General features: G+C 35.8%; 17 protein-coding genes. 10 read left to right on the forward strand and 7 right to left on the reverse strand.

Annotated features, from left to right (window positions below):
• Nucleotides 1-809: 809 nt before the first annotated feature.
• The 6 genes from CLLU_RS10200 to CLLU_RS10225 all read left to right on the forward strand — a co-directional run bounded on the left by CLLU_RS10200 (nt 810) and on the right by CLLU_RS10225 (nt 6,275).
• Nucleotides 810-1,499 carry a response regulator transcription factor gene (locus CLLU_RS10200; protein ID WP_106009644.1) on the forward strand — a complete coding sequence of 230 codons (690 nt, stop codon included), beginning with the start codon at nt 810-812 and terminating at the stop codon, nt 1,497-1,499.
• A 2-nt stretch (nt 1,500-1,501) separates the two neighbouring features.
• The gene (locus CLLU_RS10205; protein WP_106009645.1) at nt 1,502-2,419 is read left to right on the forward strand and encodes a sensor histidine kinase; all 918 of its coding nucleotides are present in this window, start codon (nt 1,502-1,504) and stop codon (nt 2,417-2,419) included.
• Nucleotides 2,420-2,544: 125 nt separating this feature from the next.
• Nucleotides 2,545-3,453 (forward strand): ABC transporter ATP-binding protein, encoded by a 909-nt coding sequence (locus CLLU_RS10210; RefSeq protein WP_106009646.1) that lies wholly within the window; start codon nt 2,545-2,547, stop codon nt 3,451-3,453.
• Nucleotides 3,454-4,206: an ABC transporter permease gene (locus CLLU_RS10215; protein ID WP_106009647.1), complete on the forward strand. Its 753-nt coding sequence runs from the start codon at nt 3,454-3,456 to the stop codon at nt 4,204-4,206.
• Nucleotides 4,207-4,272: 66 nt separating this feature from the next.
• A complete protein-coding gene (locus CLLU_RS10220) occupies nt 4,273-4,998 on the forward strand; it encodes an ABC transporter permease (RefSeq protein ID WP_106009648.1) in 726 nt (241 codons plus the stop codon).
• 32 nt (nt 4,999-5,030) lie between these two features.
• The gene (locus CLLU_RS10225; RefSeq protein WP_106009649.1) at nt 5,031-6,275 is read left to right on the forward strand and encodes a S41 family peptidase; all 1,245 of its coding nucleotides are present in this window, start codon (nt 5,031-5,033) and stop codon (nt 6,273-6,275) included.
• Between the two features lie 44 nt (nt 6,276-6,319).
• Here the strand turns inward: CLLU_RS10225 and folK are convergent, their stop codons facing one another.
• From folK to folP, 4 genes are all read right to left on the reverse strand, one after another.
• Nucleotides 6,320-7,147 (reverse strand): 2-amino-4-hydroxy-6-hydroxymethyldihydropteridine diphosphokinase, encoded by an 828-nt coding sequence (gene folK, locus CLLU_RS10230; protein WP_106009650.1) that lies wholly within the window; start codon nt 7,145-7,147, stop codon nt 6,320-6,322.
• 21 nt (nt 7,148-7,168) lie between these two features.
• The gene (locus CLLU_RS10235) at nt 7,169-7,645 is read right to left on the reverse strand and encodes an HD domain-containing protein (RefSeq protein ID WP_106009677.1); all 477 of its coding nucleotides are present in this window, start codon (nt 7,643-7,645) and stop codon (nt 7,169-7,171) included.
• 16 nt (nt 7,646-7,661) lie between these two features.
• Nucleotides 7,662-8,219 carry a GTP cyclohydrolase I FolE gene (folE, locus tag CLLU_RS10240; protein WP_207655985.1) on the reverse strand — a complete coding sequence of 186 codons (558 nt, stop codon included), beginning with the start codon at nt 8,217-8,219 and terminating at the stop codon, nt 7,662-7,664.
• Nucleotides 8,220-8,306: 87 nt separating this feature from the next.
• Entirely contained in the window at nt 8,307-9,113 is an 807-nt protein-coding gene (gene folP / locus CLLU_RS10245; RefSeq protein ID WP_106009651.1) for a dihydropteroate synthase, read from the reverse strand.
• A 185-nt stretch (nt 9,114-9,298) separates the two neighbouring features.
• On the opposite strand from folP, the gene CLLU_RS10250 reads away from it, so the two are divergent.
• On the forward strand, nt 9,299-10,399 hold the full coding sequence (locus CLLU_RS10250; protein WP_106009652.1) for an Ldh family oxidoreductase: 1,101 nt from the start codon (nt 9,299-9,301) through the stop codon (nt 10,397-10,399).
• Nucleotides 10,400-10,459: 60 nt separating this feature from the next.
• Nucleotides 10,460-10,996, forward strand: coding sequence for a macro domain-containing protein (locus CLLU_RS10255; protein WP_106009653.1), 537 nt, complete (start codon nt 10,460-10,462; stop codon nt 10,994-10,996).
• A gap of 62 nt (nt 10,997-11,058) precedes the next feature.
• Here the strand turns inward: CLLU_RS10255 and CLLU_RS10260 are convergent, their stop codons facing one another.
• The 3 genes from CLLU_RS10260 to CLLU_RS10270 form a co-directional block, all read right to left on the reverse strand.
• On the reverse strand, nt 11,059-11,421 hold the full coding sequence (locus CLLU_RS10260) for a YopX family protein (RefSeq protein ID WP_106009654.1): 363 nt from the start codon (nt 11,419-11,421) through the stop codon (nt 11,059-11,061).
• A gap of 18 nt (nt 11,422-11,439) precedes the next feature.
• On the reverse strand, nt 11,440-13,155 hold the full coding sequence (locus tag CLLU_RS10265) for a methyl-accepting chemotaxis protein (RefSeq protein WP_106009655.1): 1,716 nt from the start codon (nt 13,153-13,155) through the stop codon (nt 11,440-11,442).
• A 254-nt stretch (nt 13,156-13,409) separates the two neighbouring features.
• Nucleotides 13,410-14,372: an L-lactate dehydrogenase gene (locus CLLU_RS10270; protein WP_106009656.1), complete on the reverse strand. Its 963-nt coding sequence runs from the start codon at nt 14,370-14,372 to the stop codon at nt 13,410-13,412.
• 165 nt (nt 14,373-14,537) lie between these two features.
• Between CLLU_RS10270 and CLLU_RS10275 the strand changes: the two genes are divergently transcribed.
• Both CLLU_RS10275 and CLLU_RS10280 read left to right on the forward strand, forming a co-directional pair.
• On the forward strand, nt 14,538-19,400 hold the full coding sequence (locus tag CLLU_RS10275) for a nicotinate-nicotinamide nucleotide adenylyltransferase (protein WP_106009657.1): 4,863 nt from the start codon (nt 14,538-14,540) through the stop codon (nt 19,398-19,400).
• A gap of 42 nt (nt 19,401-19,442) precedes the next feature.
• Complete coding sequence (locus CLLU_RS10280) at nt 19,443-20,687, forward strand: lactate/malate family dehydrogenase (protein WP_106009658.1); 1,245 nt, start codon at nt 19,443-19,445, stop codon at nt 20,685-20,687.
• The last annotated feature ends 31 nt before the right edge of the window (nt 20,688-20,718 follow it).

Genomic DNA, 20,718 nt, shown 5'->3' on the forward strand with positions numbered 1-20,718 from the left:
AAAATCAATACTAACTTCGCATTTCTGCGTCAAACCCCTCGCTGCGGTGCTCAATTACCTAAGTAAGTTCTGCTCCTCGCTCCTGGTTTTCCTTGAACTGCTCGTTATTATTGATTTCAGACTTACTGCCTTTGTTGAAAATTGTTATTAACTTCGCAATACTGCGTCAAAATACTCACTGCGGTACTCATTTACTCAAGTAAACTCTGTTCCTCCTTCGCATTTTTCCTTGTCTTGCTCGTCACTAACAATTTTAGATACATTACGCTAAATATGTAAAACATCATAAATGATGTTTTACTACCGAACATAACATACAATTTATTTCGAAATTACTTTTAGCTGCTTATCGCAGCTCAAAAGAATTGCTGGTTTATTCTCGTATAAGTTTCCTTATATTTATTCTGTTTAATTTTCAAGGATCATCTCAAATTACCTGCCGTCTCTTAAGACAGCTTTTATAGTATATCATCTGTTACCATGTTTGTCAATATTTTTTCAATTTTTTTTATTTTTCAAAATATAAAAATTTGAAATTCTTTGACTTAACCTATTGTTTCTCTGCTTCATGACAACAGTTGATATTCTATCATATTTTCTCCTATTTTCTTTATAATATACACGTATTATATTAATTTATTCCTTGTTTCTATGCCATAATCTATCTTTTTCTTTAATATTCTCATATTGATACACGTGGATCAGATTACATTAATTCAGCGGTACTTGCAATACAGTAATTGATAAATACCTTTTTATTCTTATATAATATCTTATATAATATAAGTAAAAAACAGCGAGGCCTTTATATGAATATATCTAAAATATTAATAATAGAAGATGACGAACAAATAAACGACCTTATACGTGATACTTTAAAAAAAGAAAATTACGATATCACACAATGCTTTAATGGAAGAGATGCACTTTGTAAAAGCTACAATGACTTTCAACTGATCATACTTGATATAATGCTGCCCTATGTGGATGGTATTGATGTTCTCAGAGAAATACGGAAAAAAAGCACCCTTCCAATTATAATTCTTTCTGCTAAAACTGAGGAATGTGACAGAATAACAGGACTCACTCTTGGTGCCGATGACTATATGATAAAACCTTTTTCCCCGAAAGAATTAACAGCAAGAGTAAAATCCCAACTCAGAAGGTACATAAAATACAATCAAAATACCTCTTCATACTCCTGCCTCCAACATGAAAAATTGGAATTAGACACTCTTGCCCACAAAGTGTTCAAGGCCAACAGGGAATTAAACCTCACTCCAAAGGAATTTGAGCTTTTAAAACTATTTTTGGAGAACCCAAAACAGGTATTTACTAAGGCACAAATATTCAGCAGAGTATGGGGAGACGATTACCTTAAGGATGACAATACTGTCATGGTAACTATAAAAAGACTCAGAGATAAAATTGAAGATATGCCGAAACAGCCAAAATATATATTGACTGTATGGGGAATAGGCTATAAACTTGGAGATTGATTATGGATATATTTGATTGTATTTTAATAATTACATTAATTCTTATGGTCCTCATTATTCTTTATATTTATAAAGCATTAAATCATATCTGCTGTTATATTGATGAAATACTCCATGGAAATTTGAATCAGAGAATACGGCTTCAGACTCACATAAGTTTTATCAGCAGACTTGTGGTGAAAATAAACGCATTGGCAGAAAAGCTTCAGAAGGTTGACGTAAAGAACAAATTAAATGAAGAATCCCATAAAAAAATGATTTCAAATATATCTCACGACTTGAGAACTCCGCTTACATCCATTCTAGGGTATATGGAGCTCCTGATGAGTGATTCAAAACTACAGCCTTTTGAAAAAGAAAAATACATGAAAATAATATGTGATAAAGGTAACTATCTTTACAGCACCCTGGAGGAATTTTTCCAGCTTTCAAAAATAGATTCAAATGATTTTAAACTGGATATAAACAAGATCAACATATGCGAGACTGCACGAAAGAATATAATTTCATTCTTCAATGAATTGAGAAGCTTGAACATTGAACCTGAATTGAATTTTCAAGAGGAAAACATATATATGAATTCAGACGAAAAATCTCTAAACAGGATTTTCAGCAATTTAATAGGTAATTCATTGAAATATGCAGAAAAAGCTACAAAAATAGGTATAGACATCAATTATAACGAGAATATGATCTTTATATCTGTGTGGGACAACGGTATTGGAATACCTGAAGATGAAATAGATTATATATTTGACAGGTTATATACTGTGGAGAAATCGAGAAATTCAAACACCAAAAGCAGCGGTATCGGCTTAAGTATAGTAAAAAAACTGGTAAAATCCTTGAATGGCCGTATTGACCTGTCCAGTATCCCTCTCAAAAAAACAGAATTCAAAATCACCTTCAAAACCAAGTGATCATTATTACCCATAATGTAAGAAAATTGTAAGAGCCCTGTAAAAACTATGTAAGGATTATGTTGTATATTATAGACATAATCCTTTTTGCAATATCAGGAATCAAAAAAACTGGAGGAAATAAAATGGACACCATACTAAAAACTTATAATTTAACCAGATATTTTAAAAATTTCACTGCCGTGGACAATTTAAACATGACCATAGAAAAAGGTGACATATACGGTTTTCTTGGAGAAAACGGTGCCGGCAAAACCACCACCATACGTATGATAATGCAGCTGGTAAAACCAAGTTCCGGAGAAATAGAACTGTTTTCACAAAAATCGGCAAACAGTAGATATCTTCTCCAGAAAATAGGCTCCATAATAGAATATCCCGGATTTTACCCAAATCTCACAGCAGGCGAAAATCTGGAAATACACAGGAGAATGATGGGCATTCAGGGAAAGAACTGTATAGATGAAGCCCTGAAATTGGTGGATATAAGGGATGTTAAAAATAAAAAAGTAAAGGAATTTTCTCTTGGCATGAAGCAGAGACTTGGAATAGCAAGAGCCCTCCTTCATCACCCTGAATTTCTCATACTTGACGAGCCCACCAACGGCCTTGACCCAACTGGCATAAAGGAAATCAGAGAACTTATACTGGAGCTGTGCCACAAGCAGAATATTACATTTTTGATCTCAAGTCATATTCTAAGTGAAATTCAGCTTATGGCCACAAAAATTGGGATAATCCACAGAGGTTCTCTTCTGGAGGAAATATCCTATGATGAACTCCAGAAGAGAAACAGGCACTATATAAACATAAAAGTAAATGACGATAAAAAAGCTTCTTTTGTTCTGGAGGAAAAGCTGAACATACATGACTACATTATCTGGGAGAAGAATAATCTGCGGGTTTATGAAAAGCTTCAGGAAATTTCAAATATAAACAGGATTTTAGTTTCAAATAACTTGTCTGTAGAAGAGATATGTTTGAAGATAGACAGCCTTGAGGATCATTTTCTCAGGCTTACAGGAGGAAAATAGATGTTCAATATAATATATGGTGAATTTTTAAAACTCAAAAGATCCTACTTGATCATTGCATCTATTATTGCTTCCATCTTCATACCCCTTGTTCAATGTGTTATGTCCCTTTCCAACGACTACACAGGTATATCTGATGCACTTAAAAGTACCCTGGTTAAAGATTACAGAACCAGTACAGAATTATTGTGTTTTCAATTTTTGTATATTATATTTTTTGCCTTTATATCAGGTTATATTTTCTCAAGGGAATTCTCGGATAAAACCGCCAATGTTCTCTACTCCTACCCCTTTGGAAGGATAAAGATATTTGCAGGCAAACTAATTGCCATATATTTGATAATCCTGTTTGTGTACATATGCCAGTTTGCCGCTGTTTACGCTGCCTTGTACATAGCCTGGGGGGAACTTCCATCTCTGAGTTTTATAATTACGGATATAAAAGTCAATCTTTATTCCATGTTATTTCAGTTTTTAATAATTTCTATACCTGTATTCATTGGAATAATTACAAAGAATATTGTCTTTCCCCTGGTTTACGGAATACTGGCAGCAGTTTCATCTTCATTCTTCATGGCTGCAGGAGGCATATATCTCCAGATGTCACCTTTGATGCTTCCCTCACTTCCCATATACTTCTTTTACAAGGGAGATCCCATTGACTTTATACTTCTTTTCACAAATATTATATTCATCCTTTCCATATCCATCCTTTTCTGCATTTATTGCTGCAAATTCATGGATATGGAGTGATTGTCAGATTTCTGTGAAACTTACTTTTTGCACTTTGAATTTCAGAATAAATAAGGAGGCCTTGAAATGCCAAACATAATATACTGTGAACTCTTGAAATTAAAAAGAAGCTATACATCTTCCCTTATCTTAATCGGAGGCACGGCCATGACAATACTCATGTTTCTGGCAAGATTTATTACAGAAAGTGAGATGATTTACGAAAAATATGCCTACAACATAGACCAGATAAATTTTCTAATGATATATCCCATACTTTTTACACTTGCTGCAGCCTATGTTTTCTCAAGGGAATTCTCAGACAAGACTGCCAGCACATTGTATACCTACCCTGTAAGCAGGTTTAAAATTTTTATGGGAAAATTAATTTCAATTTATGTTCTCATATTCATTACATACATAGTCGAAAGCTTGTCCATACCTGTCAGTTATTATTTTTTACACGGAGCTATACCAGAGTATTCCCTGATGATAACCACTGTTAAAGCCCAGGCATGTTCCCTGCTTTTTCAGTTCTTGCTGATTCCCATTCCAGTACTGATCGTAAATATGAGCAAAAATATGACAATACCTTCTTTATACGGAATTCTATCCTTTGTATTGAACACCCTGCTGATGGATAAGACAGAGCATCTTGAATACATACCTACTGCCTACCCCTATCTTTCAGCAGCATACATCTACAATTTAAGAGACATCCGCTTGAGCTGTATTATAATAGGCACTGTCTCCATTTTTATATTATTTATTTCCGCCTCTCTGTACAGCTTCTGCAGTCAGGATATAGTCTAGAGCTTATACTTAAACATGAAAAGGAGTTTGAAATGAATAAATTCATAAAAATCATCATATGTATATCCATTATATGTTCTGCTTTGTCACTTGCAGCCTGTGAAACTCAATATCTGGGCGGCAGCAGGGATACCCGATGGGAAAAGGACTTAAACTACCTGCAAAATGCCCTTCCCCAAAAACACGTGGATGCTTTTCCAAAAATCAGTGAAAATAATTTCAACAGCGAAATGGAGAATTTGAAAAATTCCATATCAAAGCTTAACGACGACGAAATAACTGCAGGAATTTACAGAATAACTGCTTCACTGGGAGACAGTCATACTTCTGCCTATAAAAAGCCAGATCATATCTATCCTTTTGAATTTTATTATTTCAAGGATGGTATTTACGTCATAAACACCACCGCTCAATACAAAAGATCCCTCTATGGAAAGCTTTTGAAAATAGATGACATGGATGTGGAAAAAGTAAAAGAACATATTTTGCCTCTTATTGTGAAAGACAATTATGCCATGATAAAAAAGAGCCTTCCAAAATACCTTATGAATGCAGACATCCTTCATGGGCTCAAAATTGTAAATCCTGCAAAAAACACTGCTTTCACTTTTAAAGATATACATGGAAACATATTTGATTTGAATATAGATCCCAAACCTGCCCATGACTTAAAAGGCAAATTTATTGCAGCAGGTAAACCTGACAGCTCTTACCCACTTTACCGGCAAAAAAGCAATTTGAATTACTGGTATGAATATGTGGAAAGTAAAAAGCTGCTGTACTTCAAATACAACAAATGCGAGGAGGAAGAAAATGAATCCCTGGAGGACTTTACAAACAAAATGCTTAAATTCATGGATACTCACCCTGTGGATAAATTTGTAATTGACATGCGGGACAATCCCGGCGGCAGTGACAAATACATGAATTCAATTATACAGTGGATAAAAAGCAATAAACTCAATAATAAAGACAGATTTTTTGTGATAACCGGAAGGGCAACTTTTTCCTCTGCACTAATAAACCTGGTTCAATTGAGAGATGAAACCAACGCCAGTTTTGTAGGTGAGGAAACCAGCGGAAAACCAAATCATTTTGGAGCTGTAAGAACTTTTGATCTTCCCAATTCAAAAATAAGTATACAATATTCCACCCAGTTCAACAGAATCTCCAGAGATAATGACAATACCTTTAGTCCTGATAAGATAGTTGAAATCTCCATAGAGGATTATATAAACAAAAGAGATCCTGTGCTCAACTATATCACGAACAAGTAAAAAGCAGCCTTTTGAAGAGTATAAATTCAAAAGGCTGGATTACTTTACATTTTTTCTGTTTTTTCCAATTCAGTGGTCAAATCTATTATTCTGGCATTTAAAACAGGATGCACAACATAGGGTGCAATATCACACAGAGGTTTTAATACAAACAACCTTTTATGCATTCTCGGATGGGGTATGACTATCTTTTCATCTGCAGTAACCAGATTATCATATAAAACCACATCCAGATCCAGAGTTCTGGGACCCCACTTTATTTTTCTTTCTCTCTTTAACTTCTTTTCCACCTGCATTAAAAAATCTATAAGTTCTTCCGGAGTCAGTAAGGTTTCCAACTCCAGGGCTCCATTTAAAAAATCACCTTGTTTTAAATATCCTACAGGCTTTGTTTCATATAATTTGGACATTTTGACTATTCTGCTCGAATCAGAAGAATTTATAGCATGGACAGCATCTTTTATATTCTGTTCTCTGTCTCCCAAATTGGAGCCCACAGAAATATAAGTTCTGTGCCAACGCCTGTCCACTTCAATTGCTGCCCATTTAAGCGGCTTGCCTATGGGTGCCCAGGGTTTTTTAACTCTCACTTTTACCCGTTTCACCCTTGCATATTTTTTTAATATAAATTCTGACAGAACTTCTGCCGATGTTTCAATAAGATCATATTTTTTCTTTTTGAATTCCCCTTCCACATCATTGCAGAGCACTGCATAATTTATGGTACTGCTGAGATCATCATGCTTCCCGGCATCTCTTAAATCAAGATACAATTTTAAAGATATCAAAAATTTTTGGCCCATATCTTTTTCAGCTTGATTTACTCCGTGATGTGCATAAACCTCTAAATCTTCTATATATATAACATCCATCTGGGACCTCCTAACTGCGCATCAATACTCAATACCGTAATTTTTCTTTTCCTCCGGCCAGCTGCAGTCGGAAAATACACTGCACATAAAACATTTTCTTGATATCTTATCACTTTTATAAAATATCTTCTTCAATGAATCCCAATTATCTGATTTTCTATGACTGCCTATAAGATCCAGCACTTGCTTTTTCTCATATTCATCAAACCCGCATTTTTCCAATATATCCTTGGCAATTTTAACACCTGCAATTTCATGAGGTGTACCTTTTTCATACTGCTCCCCTCTTCCTATATCATGGAGCAGTGCAGCTGCATATATTATTTGTTTTTCCACTTTTATATTTTTTTCAAGCACCATTATATATGCAATCCTGGCGACATCCATAAGATGGCAGATGCCGTGCCTGCAAAATTTCCTGGTTCTTTCCATATCATCTATCCGAGACAGATATCTGCAAAAATCATGATTTTTCAATATGGCATTGACCTTTTCCACAATAAACACCACACTTTTATTCTACATTGAGCATTTTATATACTTCTTCCCTATATCTGGAGTCCTCTTTGAATATTCCTCTGGTAGCCGTAGTAACAGTCTTGCTTCCAGGTTTTTTTACTCCCCTCATGGTCATGCACATGTGTTCAGCCTTTACAACCACCATAACTCCTTTGGCATTCAAATACTTCATTATTGAATCCGCAATTTGAATAGTCATTCTCTCCTGGAGCTGAAGTCTTTTTGCAAAAACCTCCACAGTTCTGGCCAATTTGCTTAAACCAACAACTTTATCATTGGGAACATAGGCAATATGTACTTTACCATAAAAAGGCATAAAATGATGTTCACACATGGAATAAAATACAATATCCTTTTCCAATACTATATCAGCACTGTCCACCGTAAATACCTTTTTTAAATGCTTTTCAGGACTCTCCCCAAATCCGGAAAATATTTCTTTATACATCCTTGCAATTCTATCTGGTGTTTCCACCAATCCTTCTCTTTCAGGATCTTCCCCTATAGCTTCAATAATCATCTTTATTGCTTTTCTAATTTTGCCATCATCCATCATAATAAGCATATTGAGTAATGAATACTCAACATTTTCCCCCCCTATAAATAACCTAAAATAAGTCACAATGTAGTTTCCAAATGTTTATCTTCTCAATATTGCATCCGCCATCATTGCCGCTCTTTTATTTTCTTTCACATCATGAACTCTTACAAAATCACAGTTTTTCATTATACCTATCACCGTTGTAGCTACAGTACCCTCCACTCTTTCATCTGTTGGAAGCTTTAATGCATTTCCTATCATGGACTTTCTGGAAGTTCCCAGAAGCACCGGATATCCAAGCTTTGAAACCTGCTCCAGATTATTCATTACATATAAATTTTGCTCATAATCTTTTGCAAAGCCTATACCCGGATCCAGCATTATGTTTTCTGAATTCACTCCAGCCTTCAGAGCTATATCTACACTTTCTCTTAAATCATTCAGCAGATCCTCCATTAAATTTTTGTAATCCCTGTTGTCCCTATTGTGCATAAGGCAGCAGGGAACTCTATACTTAGCCGCCACTTCAGCCATATATGGATCTTTTTTGAAACCCCATACATCGTTTATCAAATCTGCTCCAGCTTTTAAAGCCTCTTCTGCCACTTTTCCCTTGTACGTATCTACTGAAATAGGTACCTTTATATATTTTTTAAGTGTACCTATTACGGGAATAACCCTCTCAATCTCTTCATCCTGCCCTACCGGTACATGACCTGGTCTTGTGGATTCTCCTCCCACATCTATTATGTCTGCACCTTCAGCTTCCATTTTTTCAGCATGCTCTATGGCCTGCTCCATATTATTAAATTTTCCTCCATCGGAAAAAGAATCCGGTGTAACGTTTAGTATACCCATAATATAGGTTCTTTTACCAATCTCAAAATTTTTTTTGCCTATTTTCATATCCCCATCCCCTGAATTTTATTTAAACAATTTCATTGTAGCAAAACATTCAAGAATATACAAACAATAATTATCCAAAATTAACTGGAATTAAAGGGAAAAATATATTATTATAATATGTAATTATACACTAAATATCTTAGTAGATGTAATTAATTTTATTATAATTATAGGAGGATAAAAAAATGACCTACTCAAAAGTCAAATATGATGGATTAAAAAAATTATGTCATATTGTCTTTGAAAAATTCGGCTTTAGCCAAAAAGACAGTAAAACCATTACAGACGTACTGCTTTTATCGGATTTATTTGGCATTGAATCCCACGGTATTCAAAGACTGGTGAAATACTACAGTGAAATAAAGCAGGGATTGATAATAGTGGATTCAATTCCAAAAATTGTGGAGGAAACACCTGTGTCCGCAGTTATAGACGGTCAGGCAGGCATGGGGCAATTAACAGGCAGAAAGGCCATGAGCCTTGCTATACAAAAAGCCAAAGCCTCTGGAATTGGCATGGTTTCCGTAAGGAACTCAAATCATTACGGCATCGCAGGGTACTATGCCAAAATGGCAGAAGAAGCAGGCCTTATGGGAATTTCCATGACAAATTCGCCCGCTGTAATAGTTCCAACCTTCGGAAAAGATGCCATGCTCGGTACCAATCCTATTGCAATATCCATGCCGGCTGAACCTTATCCATTTTTAATGGACATGGCCACCAGCGTAGTCACCAGGGGAAAAATTGAAGTTTACAACAAGAAAAAAGAACCACTGCCACTGGGGCTGGCATTGAATAAAGACGGAGAAGATACTACTGATCCTCATGATATATTGTACAATGTACCTAAAAAACTGGGAGGCGGTTTACTTCCCCTGGGAGGTTCCAAAGAACTCACTGGCGGGCATAAAGGATACGGATTTGCTCTTGCAGTTGAAATATTCACGGCTGTGTTATCAGGTGGCCTAACAGGGAATTATGTTCATCTGGATGGCGCCGGTGGATCAGGCACCTGCCACTTTTTATGTGCAGTAGATTACGGTATATTCGGAGATAAAAAATCCATTGAAAATAGACTCTCCAAATACTTAGACGAACTGAGAAATTCCAGAAAAGCCAAAGGCGCAGTCAGAATATACACCCATGGTGAAAAAGAAGTGGAATCCTATAATGACAAAATTAAAAATGGAATTCCAATAAACGATGCAACCCTTCATGAAATAGATGATATATGCCACTTTTTTCACATAAATTCCAACGACTATATTATTAAAGTTAAGGATTGATCATTAAACTTTCCCGTCAATTATGATCTGCTTTAAAATGTTTCAAGAGGAGGTGATAATGTGATCAGAATAGGGAATAAAGAAATTTTAATCAAAAAAGGTGACATAACCAAGGAACAGAGCGATGCCATAGTGAATCCGGCGAACAGTTCCCTAAGCCATGGAGGCGGGGCCGCTCTGGCTATAGTAAGGGCAGGTGGAATTGAAATACAAAAAGACAGCGATGAGCTCATAAAAAAAATAGGTACTTTACCTGTGGGAAAGGCTGTTATAACGTACGGTCATAATTTAAAGGCCAAGTTTATAATACACACTGTAGGCCCCATAATGGGTGAGGGAAATGAGGAAAAAAAATTGGAAAAAGCTGTATCCAGTGTACTCAACCTGGCAGAATATTATAATTTATCTTCTATATCAATGCCTGCCATAAGTTCCGGAGTATTTAGATTTCCAAAACAAAAATGTGCGGAAATACTTCTCAGAACTTCAGTAGAATTTTTAAAAAGGAATGATGTGGATTTAAAAACAATTATAATGTGTAATTACGATGGCAATACCACAAACATATTTCTTCAGGAAGAGAAAAAATACATTTAAAAAGTACCAGATTAGCACTTCAAAAATGCTTTAATCTGGTACTTTAGCATAATATAAAATTTTTAATTCTGAAATATATTTCCCAGGACTTCTACATTTCCATTAAGCATTTGAATGTACAAATATTCATTTTCCACATAAAAACCGTACAATTCTGTAGCTTCACTGATCTCCCCACACTCACCTATTAATTTATCGAAGGAATATCTGCCAAATTTTACAGAAAGTTTCAGTGAGCTCTCTTCCTGATTTATTCCGATAATATCTCCCTCATAGATGTCTTTTCCATTTCTATCCTGCAGCCCTGTGAACTCTGTAGTTATGAATCTTCCTTCCTCTTCCGATGCATTTTCCAGATAAGGATTTTCACTTATATAAAAATAATTATTTTTATTATCCCAAATTCTGAATTTAAATTTTCTCATATAAATACTGCTTCCCCTTTATATTTTAAATTTATTCACCATAGCTGTGAGTTTCTCAGCAAATTCTGCCTGACTTTGAGAAGATTTAGTTATATCTTCAATTGCCTTAGTTACTTCATTTACACTGCTCAGTATTTCCTGGGAACCTGCTGCCGATTCCTCTGCTGTAGCTGCTGCATTTTGAATAGTGCTATTTAATTTATCCACTATAATTTTCATCTGTTTTGAGGAATTATCTATTTGCTTTGACATATCACTTATAAATTCAGCATCTTTTTCATACTGAATTCCTGTATCCATGAGAAGCTTATAATTAGGTGAAACTATATTCGCTATATAGTCCAGTACTTCTCTCCCGCTCTGGGATAGATTCTGAAATGCACTTTCCACTGATAATACCATTTTATTTATATTTTCAACTGCACTGGAAGATTGTTCTGCCAATTTTCTGACTTCCTCGGCCACCACTGCAAATCCCTTCCCCTGCTCTCCTGCCCTGGCAGCTTCAATAGCCGCATTTAATGCGAGAAGGTTTGTTTGTTCTGCTATATCTCCAATGGAGGCTGCCATAATTTTAACCTCTGAAACAACTTTCCCATCTTCAATGGCCTTCACAATATTCTTTTCCTTTTCGTCATATATCTTTTTGCCTTCTTCTATACTATCTGAAGCTTTTTCCTTTATTTCCTCTGCTCTTTTCTTTATGTCCATGGAGGATCTGGTAGCCTCGTCGGCTTTACTCGAAAGCTCGTTGGTATTTGATTCCATGTCTCGTGACGAAATACTTATTTCTTCTGTAATATTGCTCAAATTCTGAGCCCCTTTTGATATCTGCTCCGTGGACTCATTTACAGAAGCCATCATGGAGGATATCTCCTGAGTAGTGGCAGAAAGTTCTTCACTGGAAGCACTCATATCCTCAGTACCCTGTGATATTTCTTTTACAAGTTCTTTTATGTTGCTGCTGGCATCATTCAGTTCCCGTGCCAGTATTCCTATTTCATCCTTATTTGATACTTTTACAGACCTGCCCAATTCACCTTTGCTCAGTGAATTTGCAAAGGACAGAATTTTTTCAACTTCTCTTGAAATTCCCGAAGCAATACGGTTTCCTAAAAACAGTGCTGCCAAAAATCCCAGGAGAGTTACAATAATTATCATGTAAAGGGAATTCCTGTATATGAAATTGCTGTTTGCATTGTTGCGATACGCTTTTTCCTGACTGATTTTGGATAATTGTTCAGCTGTAGCAGTCAGCTTTTCCCTGTAAGATGCAGCCTTCATATTCAATGCATATGCTTCATCATATTTTCCCTGTTCCATCAAATTCAATATGCTGTTGCATATATCTCTCCAGTCCTTCAGCTGTGAATCCAGTTGTGCAAGCAACTTTTTCTCTTCTGAACTCAAAAAACTGGATTTTTTATAGGAAGTCAATATACTGTCATTTTCTTTTTGATAGGCAGCTGCAGTTTTTGCTACCTCCTGAAGCTTACTTTTATCTCTGCTTTCCACAAAATTTATTATGTCCAGCCTGAGGTGCAATGTATTTGCATCAAATTTAGACAGATTCTCAAGAGTTTTCATATCCTGATTGTACAAAAGGTTGGAGGATGAAATTATCCTTCCCATATTTACTCCGCCAATTATACCAACTACAACGATAAACAGCGCTATAAAAGAAAATCCTATCAATTGCCTTTGTTTTAATTTTAAATTACTGAACCATTTCATATGTATTTCCTCCCAGCTGATATTTTACTGTACCTCTTAATATTAATTGACATTAATTACTAATTAACAATTAATATTATATCATATGCTGGATATAAATACAATTATAGATTACCATATTTCCCGAATATTCGCCAATATTTTTACTGCATTCATTCACAAAAATCTTGAAGATAGAAAATTGTCCTTCATAGTACTGCCACATCTACACTCTCCCATTATTATCTTTAAGACAGCTTACTTTTTTTTCAAAATCATTTCACCAATTTTGCAGCTCTCATTGTCTTCAAAATATTTTCTGCACTGGCTTTCAGTTTCGCAATCTCATCTTCCAGAAGAGGCACTTCAATTCTCTTCTCCACTCCATTTTCGGTTATAATACATGGAAGGCTCAATGCCACATCATTTAAACCATATTCTCCCTCTAGAGTAGTTGAAACAGGCATTATACTGTGCTCATCCATCAAAACCGCCTTGGCAAGTCTGCAGGCTGCCATGGCAATTCCTGCACTAGTAAACCCTTTGAGATGAAGTACATCATAAGCTACATCCACCACTTTGGAAGCTATCTTTTCACGATCCAGCGGCTCTTCCGGTTTAAAATACTCATCCAGTCTATTACAGGGAACTCCCCCTATATTTAAAAGACTCCATGTCGGGAAAGCTGAATTGCCATGTTCTCCAAGCATATATCCATGCACATTTTTTGGATCCACATTGTACTTGTTGGCAATTATTCTTCTAAAACGTGAGGAATCAAGACTGGTTCCTGTACCGAATATTTTATTTTTGGGATATCCAAAATAATTTTCAGCATAATACACCATGGTATCCAGCGGATTGGTTATTATTATAATCACCGCATCTTTTGTATACTTGGTTATAGAAGACATTACATCCTTCATAACTTCAACATTTCTCTCGGCCAGAACTGTTCTGTCAGACTTTTCATCCGGCATTATACTCGGTCCTGCAGCTATTATAATAACCTTGGCATCACTGCACTGTTCATAACCTCCAGAATGTATTTTTACATTGGGACTATAAGTAAAGGGTGTTGTGTGGGTGGAATCCAATGCTTCCCCTGCGGCTTTCTCCTTGATTTTATCGATGGTTACAATTTCGGATATTAAATTAAGTGACAGTGCACAATTTAATACTGCAGAACCTACATGTCCTGTTCCTACTATTATCAGTTTATTTTTCGTTGCCTTCATTGTATTATTACCCCCTTGTATAATATAATTTAAGATATCAAATTATTATTACTGATTATATCACAAATATTTATAATCATGTAATATTTAGGTTAATACTTTTCTTTTGAAAAAAATTTATGAAAAGTATATAATTTCTGTAAAGAGTATATTTGGAGGTAATCTATGAGTCCCATATCTTATACCGAAAGTTACAACAGAATATTTAGGAAAATTACAAATGCAAAATGGCTCAAAAAGTACAGTATAAATAAACATCCAATAGACAAGGGTATAAAAAGCAGTAAATTCAAGGATGTCCTCAAAACTCAAATTATAAATAATGATTTTTCCGCTAAAACTACCTTGACACTGTGCCAGCCTATGATGGAAGCGCTTTTAGTGCACAGAACCCCGGATAATCTGCTCATGTACATATATCAATATATTCTCCGTAAAAATTTCCCGGAAAATGTGACAATAGAGATCCTTCCACAGATGACTGCTCCTTGTGAATTGTATCTGGCCGTATTCGGAATACTATGTGAAATACAAAAAAATTCTCAGGACGGTACCTGGGAAAGCTGTTATCCACTGAGATTTTTAACTTCAAAAGAGGAATCACAATTAGAGCACCCGGAGGAGTACAATATCTTTATAAAATCATTTTTATCACAAAATACCTACGAGATGATGAAGCTAAATGGAGAGTTGACCGGTTTTACTACACTGGAACACGTATGCGGCGTACATTACCTATCACTTTATATGGCAAGACAGTTAAAAAGCATAGACATTCCAGTGGATTTGGGGAGAGTATCCGGTGCAGCAGCAGGACATGATATAGGAAAATACGGCTGCAGATATGAAGAATCCAGAAGAGTTCCCAATTTGCATTATTATTATACGGATCAATGGTTTAAAAGATGCGGGATAAACTACATAAGAAATGTAGCCATAAATCACTCCGTGTGGGATTTGGAACTGGAGAATCTTTCCCTGGAATCTCTGCTTCTCATATATTCCGACTTCAGAGTAAAAAACGAATACAAAAATGGTAAAACATATATGAAGCTGTTTTCCCTGACCGAATCCTTTTACGTGATTTTAAACAAGCTGGAAAATATGAATCCACAAAAAAGCAAGAGGTATAAAAAGGTCTATGCAAAATTAAGGGACTTTGAAAATTTTCTACTGGATATAGGAATAGATATAAATCCAAAACAGACCTTCAGCCCTGTTAAACAAAAAACTAAAAATTATACTTTGCTTCAGGGAAATGAAATAGTTCAAAATCTGAAATACCTATCCATAAATCACAACATAAATCTCATGTATCAGCTGAGAGATGAATATTCCCTGGATGCCATACTTGAAATGGCCAGAAGCGAGAACGATTGGAAGGTTCTTCGGGAATACATAGGAATATTTCAGGAATACTCAACTTATCTCACACAGAAACAAAAACTTCAAACATTAAAATTTTTATATGAAAACTTGATTCACCCTGAAGACGATATAAGAAGACGTTGTGCTGAACTAATTGGAAATCTCATAGCCACTTTTGATGAAGATTACAGAAAAGCACTGCCCCGTGACGTAAAAATTCCGCCTCCAATTACATCCAGTATAAGTCTTCTTAAGGAATATTTAGAAATTATGCTGTCACCCAGCCACAAGGTGATTTCCTCCAATAAACTCAATATAGGGTACAGCATAAGCATTATGGTAAATTCTCTCTTTGAAAACTGTAAAAAATCACTGATTGTAAAATATATTGATGTATTGATGGAATTCTATAAAGATGAAAAGCATAGAGATATATCTTATGAAATTTTTCTGATTGAAACTTCCAAACATATACCCTGTGATTATCTTTCCGGGGAAAATGAGGAAATTTTATTTTCCTATATATTCTCCAGGCTAAAGAACAGAAACATCACAATAAGGATAGAAATACTGGAAGCAGTATTGGCATTTTCAGATAAATTTCTGCAGAAACGAAATTTTTTGAAAAAAATAAAGAATTATTTTAATTCTATAACCACCAGAAGCAAAATTGCAGCGGAAAACTTCCTCTTGTTCAAAATAAACAAAAAACTTAACCTGGCCGATGTGGATATATTTGAATATTACTGTAACCTGAGCCCCAAGGTGGTAACAGATATATTTTTAAGCAATCTCAAAACCGCCACAGGCTGGATAAAGAAAAAAAATCAGGTGGAGCTGCTTTTGCATTATGCTCTCTCCAATCCTCAAACCACAGGCATCCACACAGCTATACACTTTTGCAATCTATTAAAGGTAAGCGCCCTGGAAAGCGTTAGAAACACAGCAGGATCTGCCATATTAAAGATCATGCCCTATCTTTCACTAGCTGAAAGAAATGAAGTTGCAGTGGAGCTCTTGAGGGCCCTGGAAATAGAGGGAAACAGATTTACAGAATACATACCAAGATACACAGGACAGGCAGCCTTATGGCTTCAGCCAAAGGAGCTGGATGAATTCATAGACGACTCAATATACAAGGTAAAAACTTCAAATTCAAATTTGAAATCTCTAATACTTAAAACCATTGGAATTATCATAGCCCATTACTGGGTTTATAAAGATCGTTTCGAAGAAACTGAAACGCTGTACTTAAAAAGATTAAATAAAATGCTGGGCATATTGTTAAACGGCCTGGTGGATTGCAGTTCTCAGGTCAAGCAAGCTGCCTTCAGCGTCATAGGCAGGGAAATTTTTGGCTGCGCCTCCATGGATTTAACAAAAAAAGAACTTATATTTAAACTCATAGCTAAAAAAGTTCTTACACTGATCACACATAATGAAAATCAGGAAATACTTTTTTTAACCAGAGCTGCCAGTTTGAATCATATATACAGATTTATATCGGATTTCAACTTTTTTTATGGTGACATAGACATACCCGTGCCTTCCAAGGTGGCTTTTTTCCCTGGAACCTTTGATCCTTTTTCCCTCAGCCACAAGGAAATAGCGAAATCCATCCGTGATCTGGGTTTTGAAGTATACCTGGCTGTAGATGAATTTTCCTGGTCCAAAAAAACTCTGCCCAATCTTTTAAGAAGAAATTTGGTCACTATGTCAGTAGCCAGCGAATTGGGCATATATGTTTATCCGGATATGTATCCGACTAATATATCAAATGAAGCAAATTTAAGATCCTTAAAAGAAAATTTCCCCAATTCAAAAATTTATATGTGCATAGGCAGTGATGTGCTCATAAATGCATCCAGTTATAGAGCTCCTAAAACCAGAAATTCAATTCACACCTTTTCTCATATAATATTTGAAAGAGAAAAAGACAGGGATCTTTTAAGACTGGCCACAAAAAAAATAGAAGGAAATGTAATCATACTTGGATTGACTTCAAAATACTCAAATATAAGTTCCAGCCAGATTAGAACCTCCATCGACAGCAACAGGGATATTTCCACTCTGGTAGATCCCATGGTAGAACAGTATATATATGCAAATGGGTTCTATCAGAGGGAATCTCAGGACAAAGATTTTATAAGATCACTATGGCTTGACAAAGAAGTATTTGAAGAGCTGAGCCAGGAAGTCCTGGACAAAATAAGCCAGTGTATTCCTGATTGCAGCAGTAAACTTATAAATAAAATTAAAGAAATATCCTCAAAATCATCTTTCTGCATCGTATTTTTAAAAAACACCAATACAAAGGAAATTCTGGGTTTTTGTATTATGCACTGGATTGTTCCTTCTATGCTGTATGAAGAATTCAAGAGCACCAGTGTATGCAGCTACATACGTGAAAACAGTACAGGCCGAATTGTATCCATAGATGGGATCTGCATAAAAAATAAATATAAAAGCGAAAAGCTTGCCCAAATCCTTCTCACGGAGGCTATTTCCATTTATGTATCGAAGAATTATGAATACGCTGTGTACAAAAACGCCTTTGATAGGAAACTGTACGATAAAAATATTTTTTCCCTGCTGGAATTCTATGGTTTTATAAAGGTACCTTTCTGCGATGAAAGCAGTCCAATATATGCAGTAAACATGAGTTCCCCGTGTATAGTCAATTTTGACATACAGAACATCATAAAGGATCCTCTTAGAAGCAATGCAAAAATCATGGATACTCTGACCAAATGCCGCAGAAAATTGATTGAAAGCATGGCTAAATTGTACCCGGGGGAACTCATAATTTCCTTCAATGTAAATTTTGTATACCAGTGCCTGATAAGAAAAATCTGTGAGGAAAATATGGTACCCACCTACAACACATCACCCAGAAAGCTAGGTGATGCAATGTGTGTACCTTACGGTGATATATTGGAACGATATGTTATCCCAAACACTGTCACCAAATCACTGCATACGGAAAAACTATTTTCCCCCGACATGAAAAAATTCGTAATAGGTGAATTCCCTCATTACCTGAACCTGAATACTCAGATAAAAATGATAAAGGCTTTTCAAAGACCTGTAATACTAGTAGATGATCTACTACACAAAGGATACAGAATAAGGGCAGTAGAACCTATTTTCAAAAATGAAGATGTGAAAATCCAGAAAATCATAGTGGCGGTTTTATCTGGAAAAGGTAAAGATCTCATGGATATGCAGGGAAGATCCGTGGAAAGCGTATATTTCATTCCCCGGCTGAAATTATGGTTCAACGAAAATTCCCTGTATCCATTTATAGGCGGTGATGCATTGTTTAGAGGAAGTTATCCTGAAAGAAACCTTTTCCCTTCAATAAACTTGATTTTGCCCTATACTTACCCTACATTTATAAAAAATACTTCAAAATCAAATATATACAATCTATCAAAAACCTGTGTGGAAAACAGCTTGAGCATTTTGGAGACAATAGAAGAAGAATATCATCTCATCCATGAAAAAAACTTAACCCTATCCTGCCTTGGCCAGGTATTTGCCACGCCAAGATGTCCTGATCCCGGGGAGAACATGAGCTTTAATCTGAACTTGCCTGCATCAAGCTATCTTAAAAACCACCTGGAACTTTTAGCTCGAATGGAGCATGCTTTCGAGTAGTAAAAAACTATTGTGCAGCATTCTAAAAAAAGAGGTGTTAAAATGCAATTTCACTATTACCTTTATAGAGGAAAATTACTTATATCGGATGTTTCCAGGCCTTTTGAACACCTTGATGAAAAGGCCGCCTCCCTTTACAGGGGATATATATACAAGCTGATATGCAAAGACAGAGCCAGGTCACGGATATGCTATTACATAAACCACCCTTCCCAAATAACTTCAAAGGTGGAGAATTTAAATCTGATATACAGCAGAAACCAGGACACTCCCGAACTTCCAAAGTGGATTTTAAAATCCATAGAAGAAAACAGGCTTTTATGTCTGAATACAGCTTATCCAAGTTGGAGAGAAAAATTGGAACAAACCTTTCCTGTATTTTATGGCAATAAATGCTTTCACAAATGGAATGTGGCAGTGGCCGGCCTTGGAGATGTGGGCGGCACCTTAATTACAGGGCTGAGAATATTGGGCGGAGAATATATAGACACCATATCCATATATGACAGGGATGAAAATAAGGTAAAGAGGTGGGAATACGAATGCAATCAAATTACGGATTCCAATGCTCATTCTTCCTTTCCCAAAATACTTCCCCTAGAAAAGGAAGAAAACTTGTTTAAGGCTGACATGTTTATATTCTGTATTTCCACAGGTGTACCTGAAATCGGGAAAAAAGTATTCGATGTAAGACTTTCACAATTTGATGGAAATTCAAAAATAGTAAAAAGTTATGCTCAAAAAGCCATAGACTGTAATTTCAAAGGTATATTTGCAGTGGTTTCAGATCCTGTGGATCTGCTGTGCAGATCAGCTTTTACCGCAGGATTGCTGCCAGATCAGATAAGAGGCTACGGTCTCGGTGTAATGAACGCCAGAGCAAATTATTATGCCGTGAAAATAAAAGGTAATGAAAATTTTCTCAAGGAAGGAAGATCTTTTGGGCCCCACGGCGAAGGTCTTGTAGTCGCCAACAGTATTGAAAACTACGATGAAAAATTATCACAGTACTTGACGGAAAAAGCTAAAAATGCCAACCTCTATATGCGCTCCATAGGCTTTAAACCCTATATTGCTCCGGCTTTATCTTCCGGTGCCTTTTCCATCATAAATACCATAAAAGGCAGCTGGAATTACAGCAGCACATTTTTAGGCGGAGTTTTTATGGGATGCAGAAACAGACTGCTTCCCTATGGAACAGAACTGGAATATTACGAAAATATGAAAGAACCGCTGTTTTTCAGACTAGAAAGCACCTATGATCAATTATCAAAACTCGACCTGTAACCTGCTTACAACAATTCTTTGTGGGGGTGAA

This window comes from Clostridium luticellarii (assembly GCF_002995845.1).
Taxonomy (GTDB): domain Bacteria; phylum Bacillota; class Clostridia; order Clostridiales; family Clostridiaceae; genus Clostridium_B; species Clostridium_B luticellarii.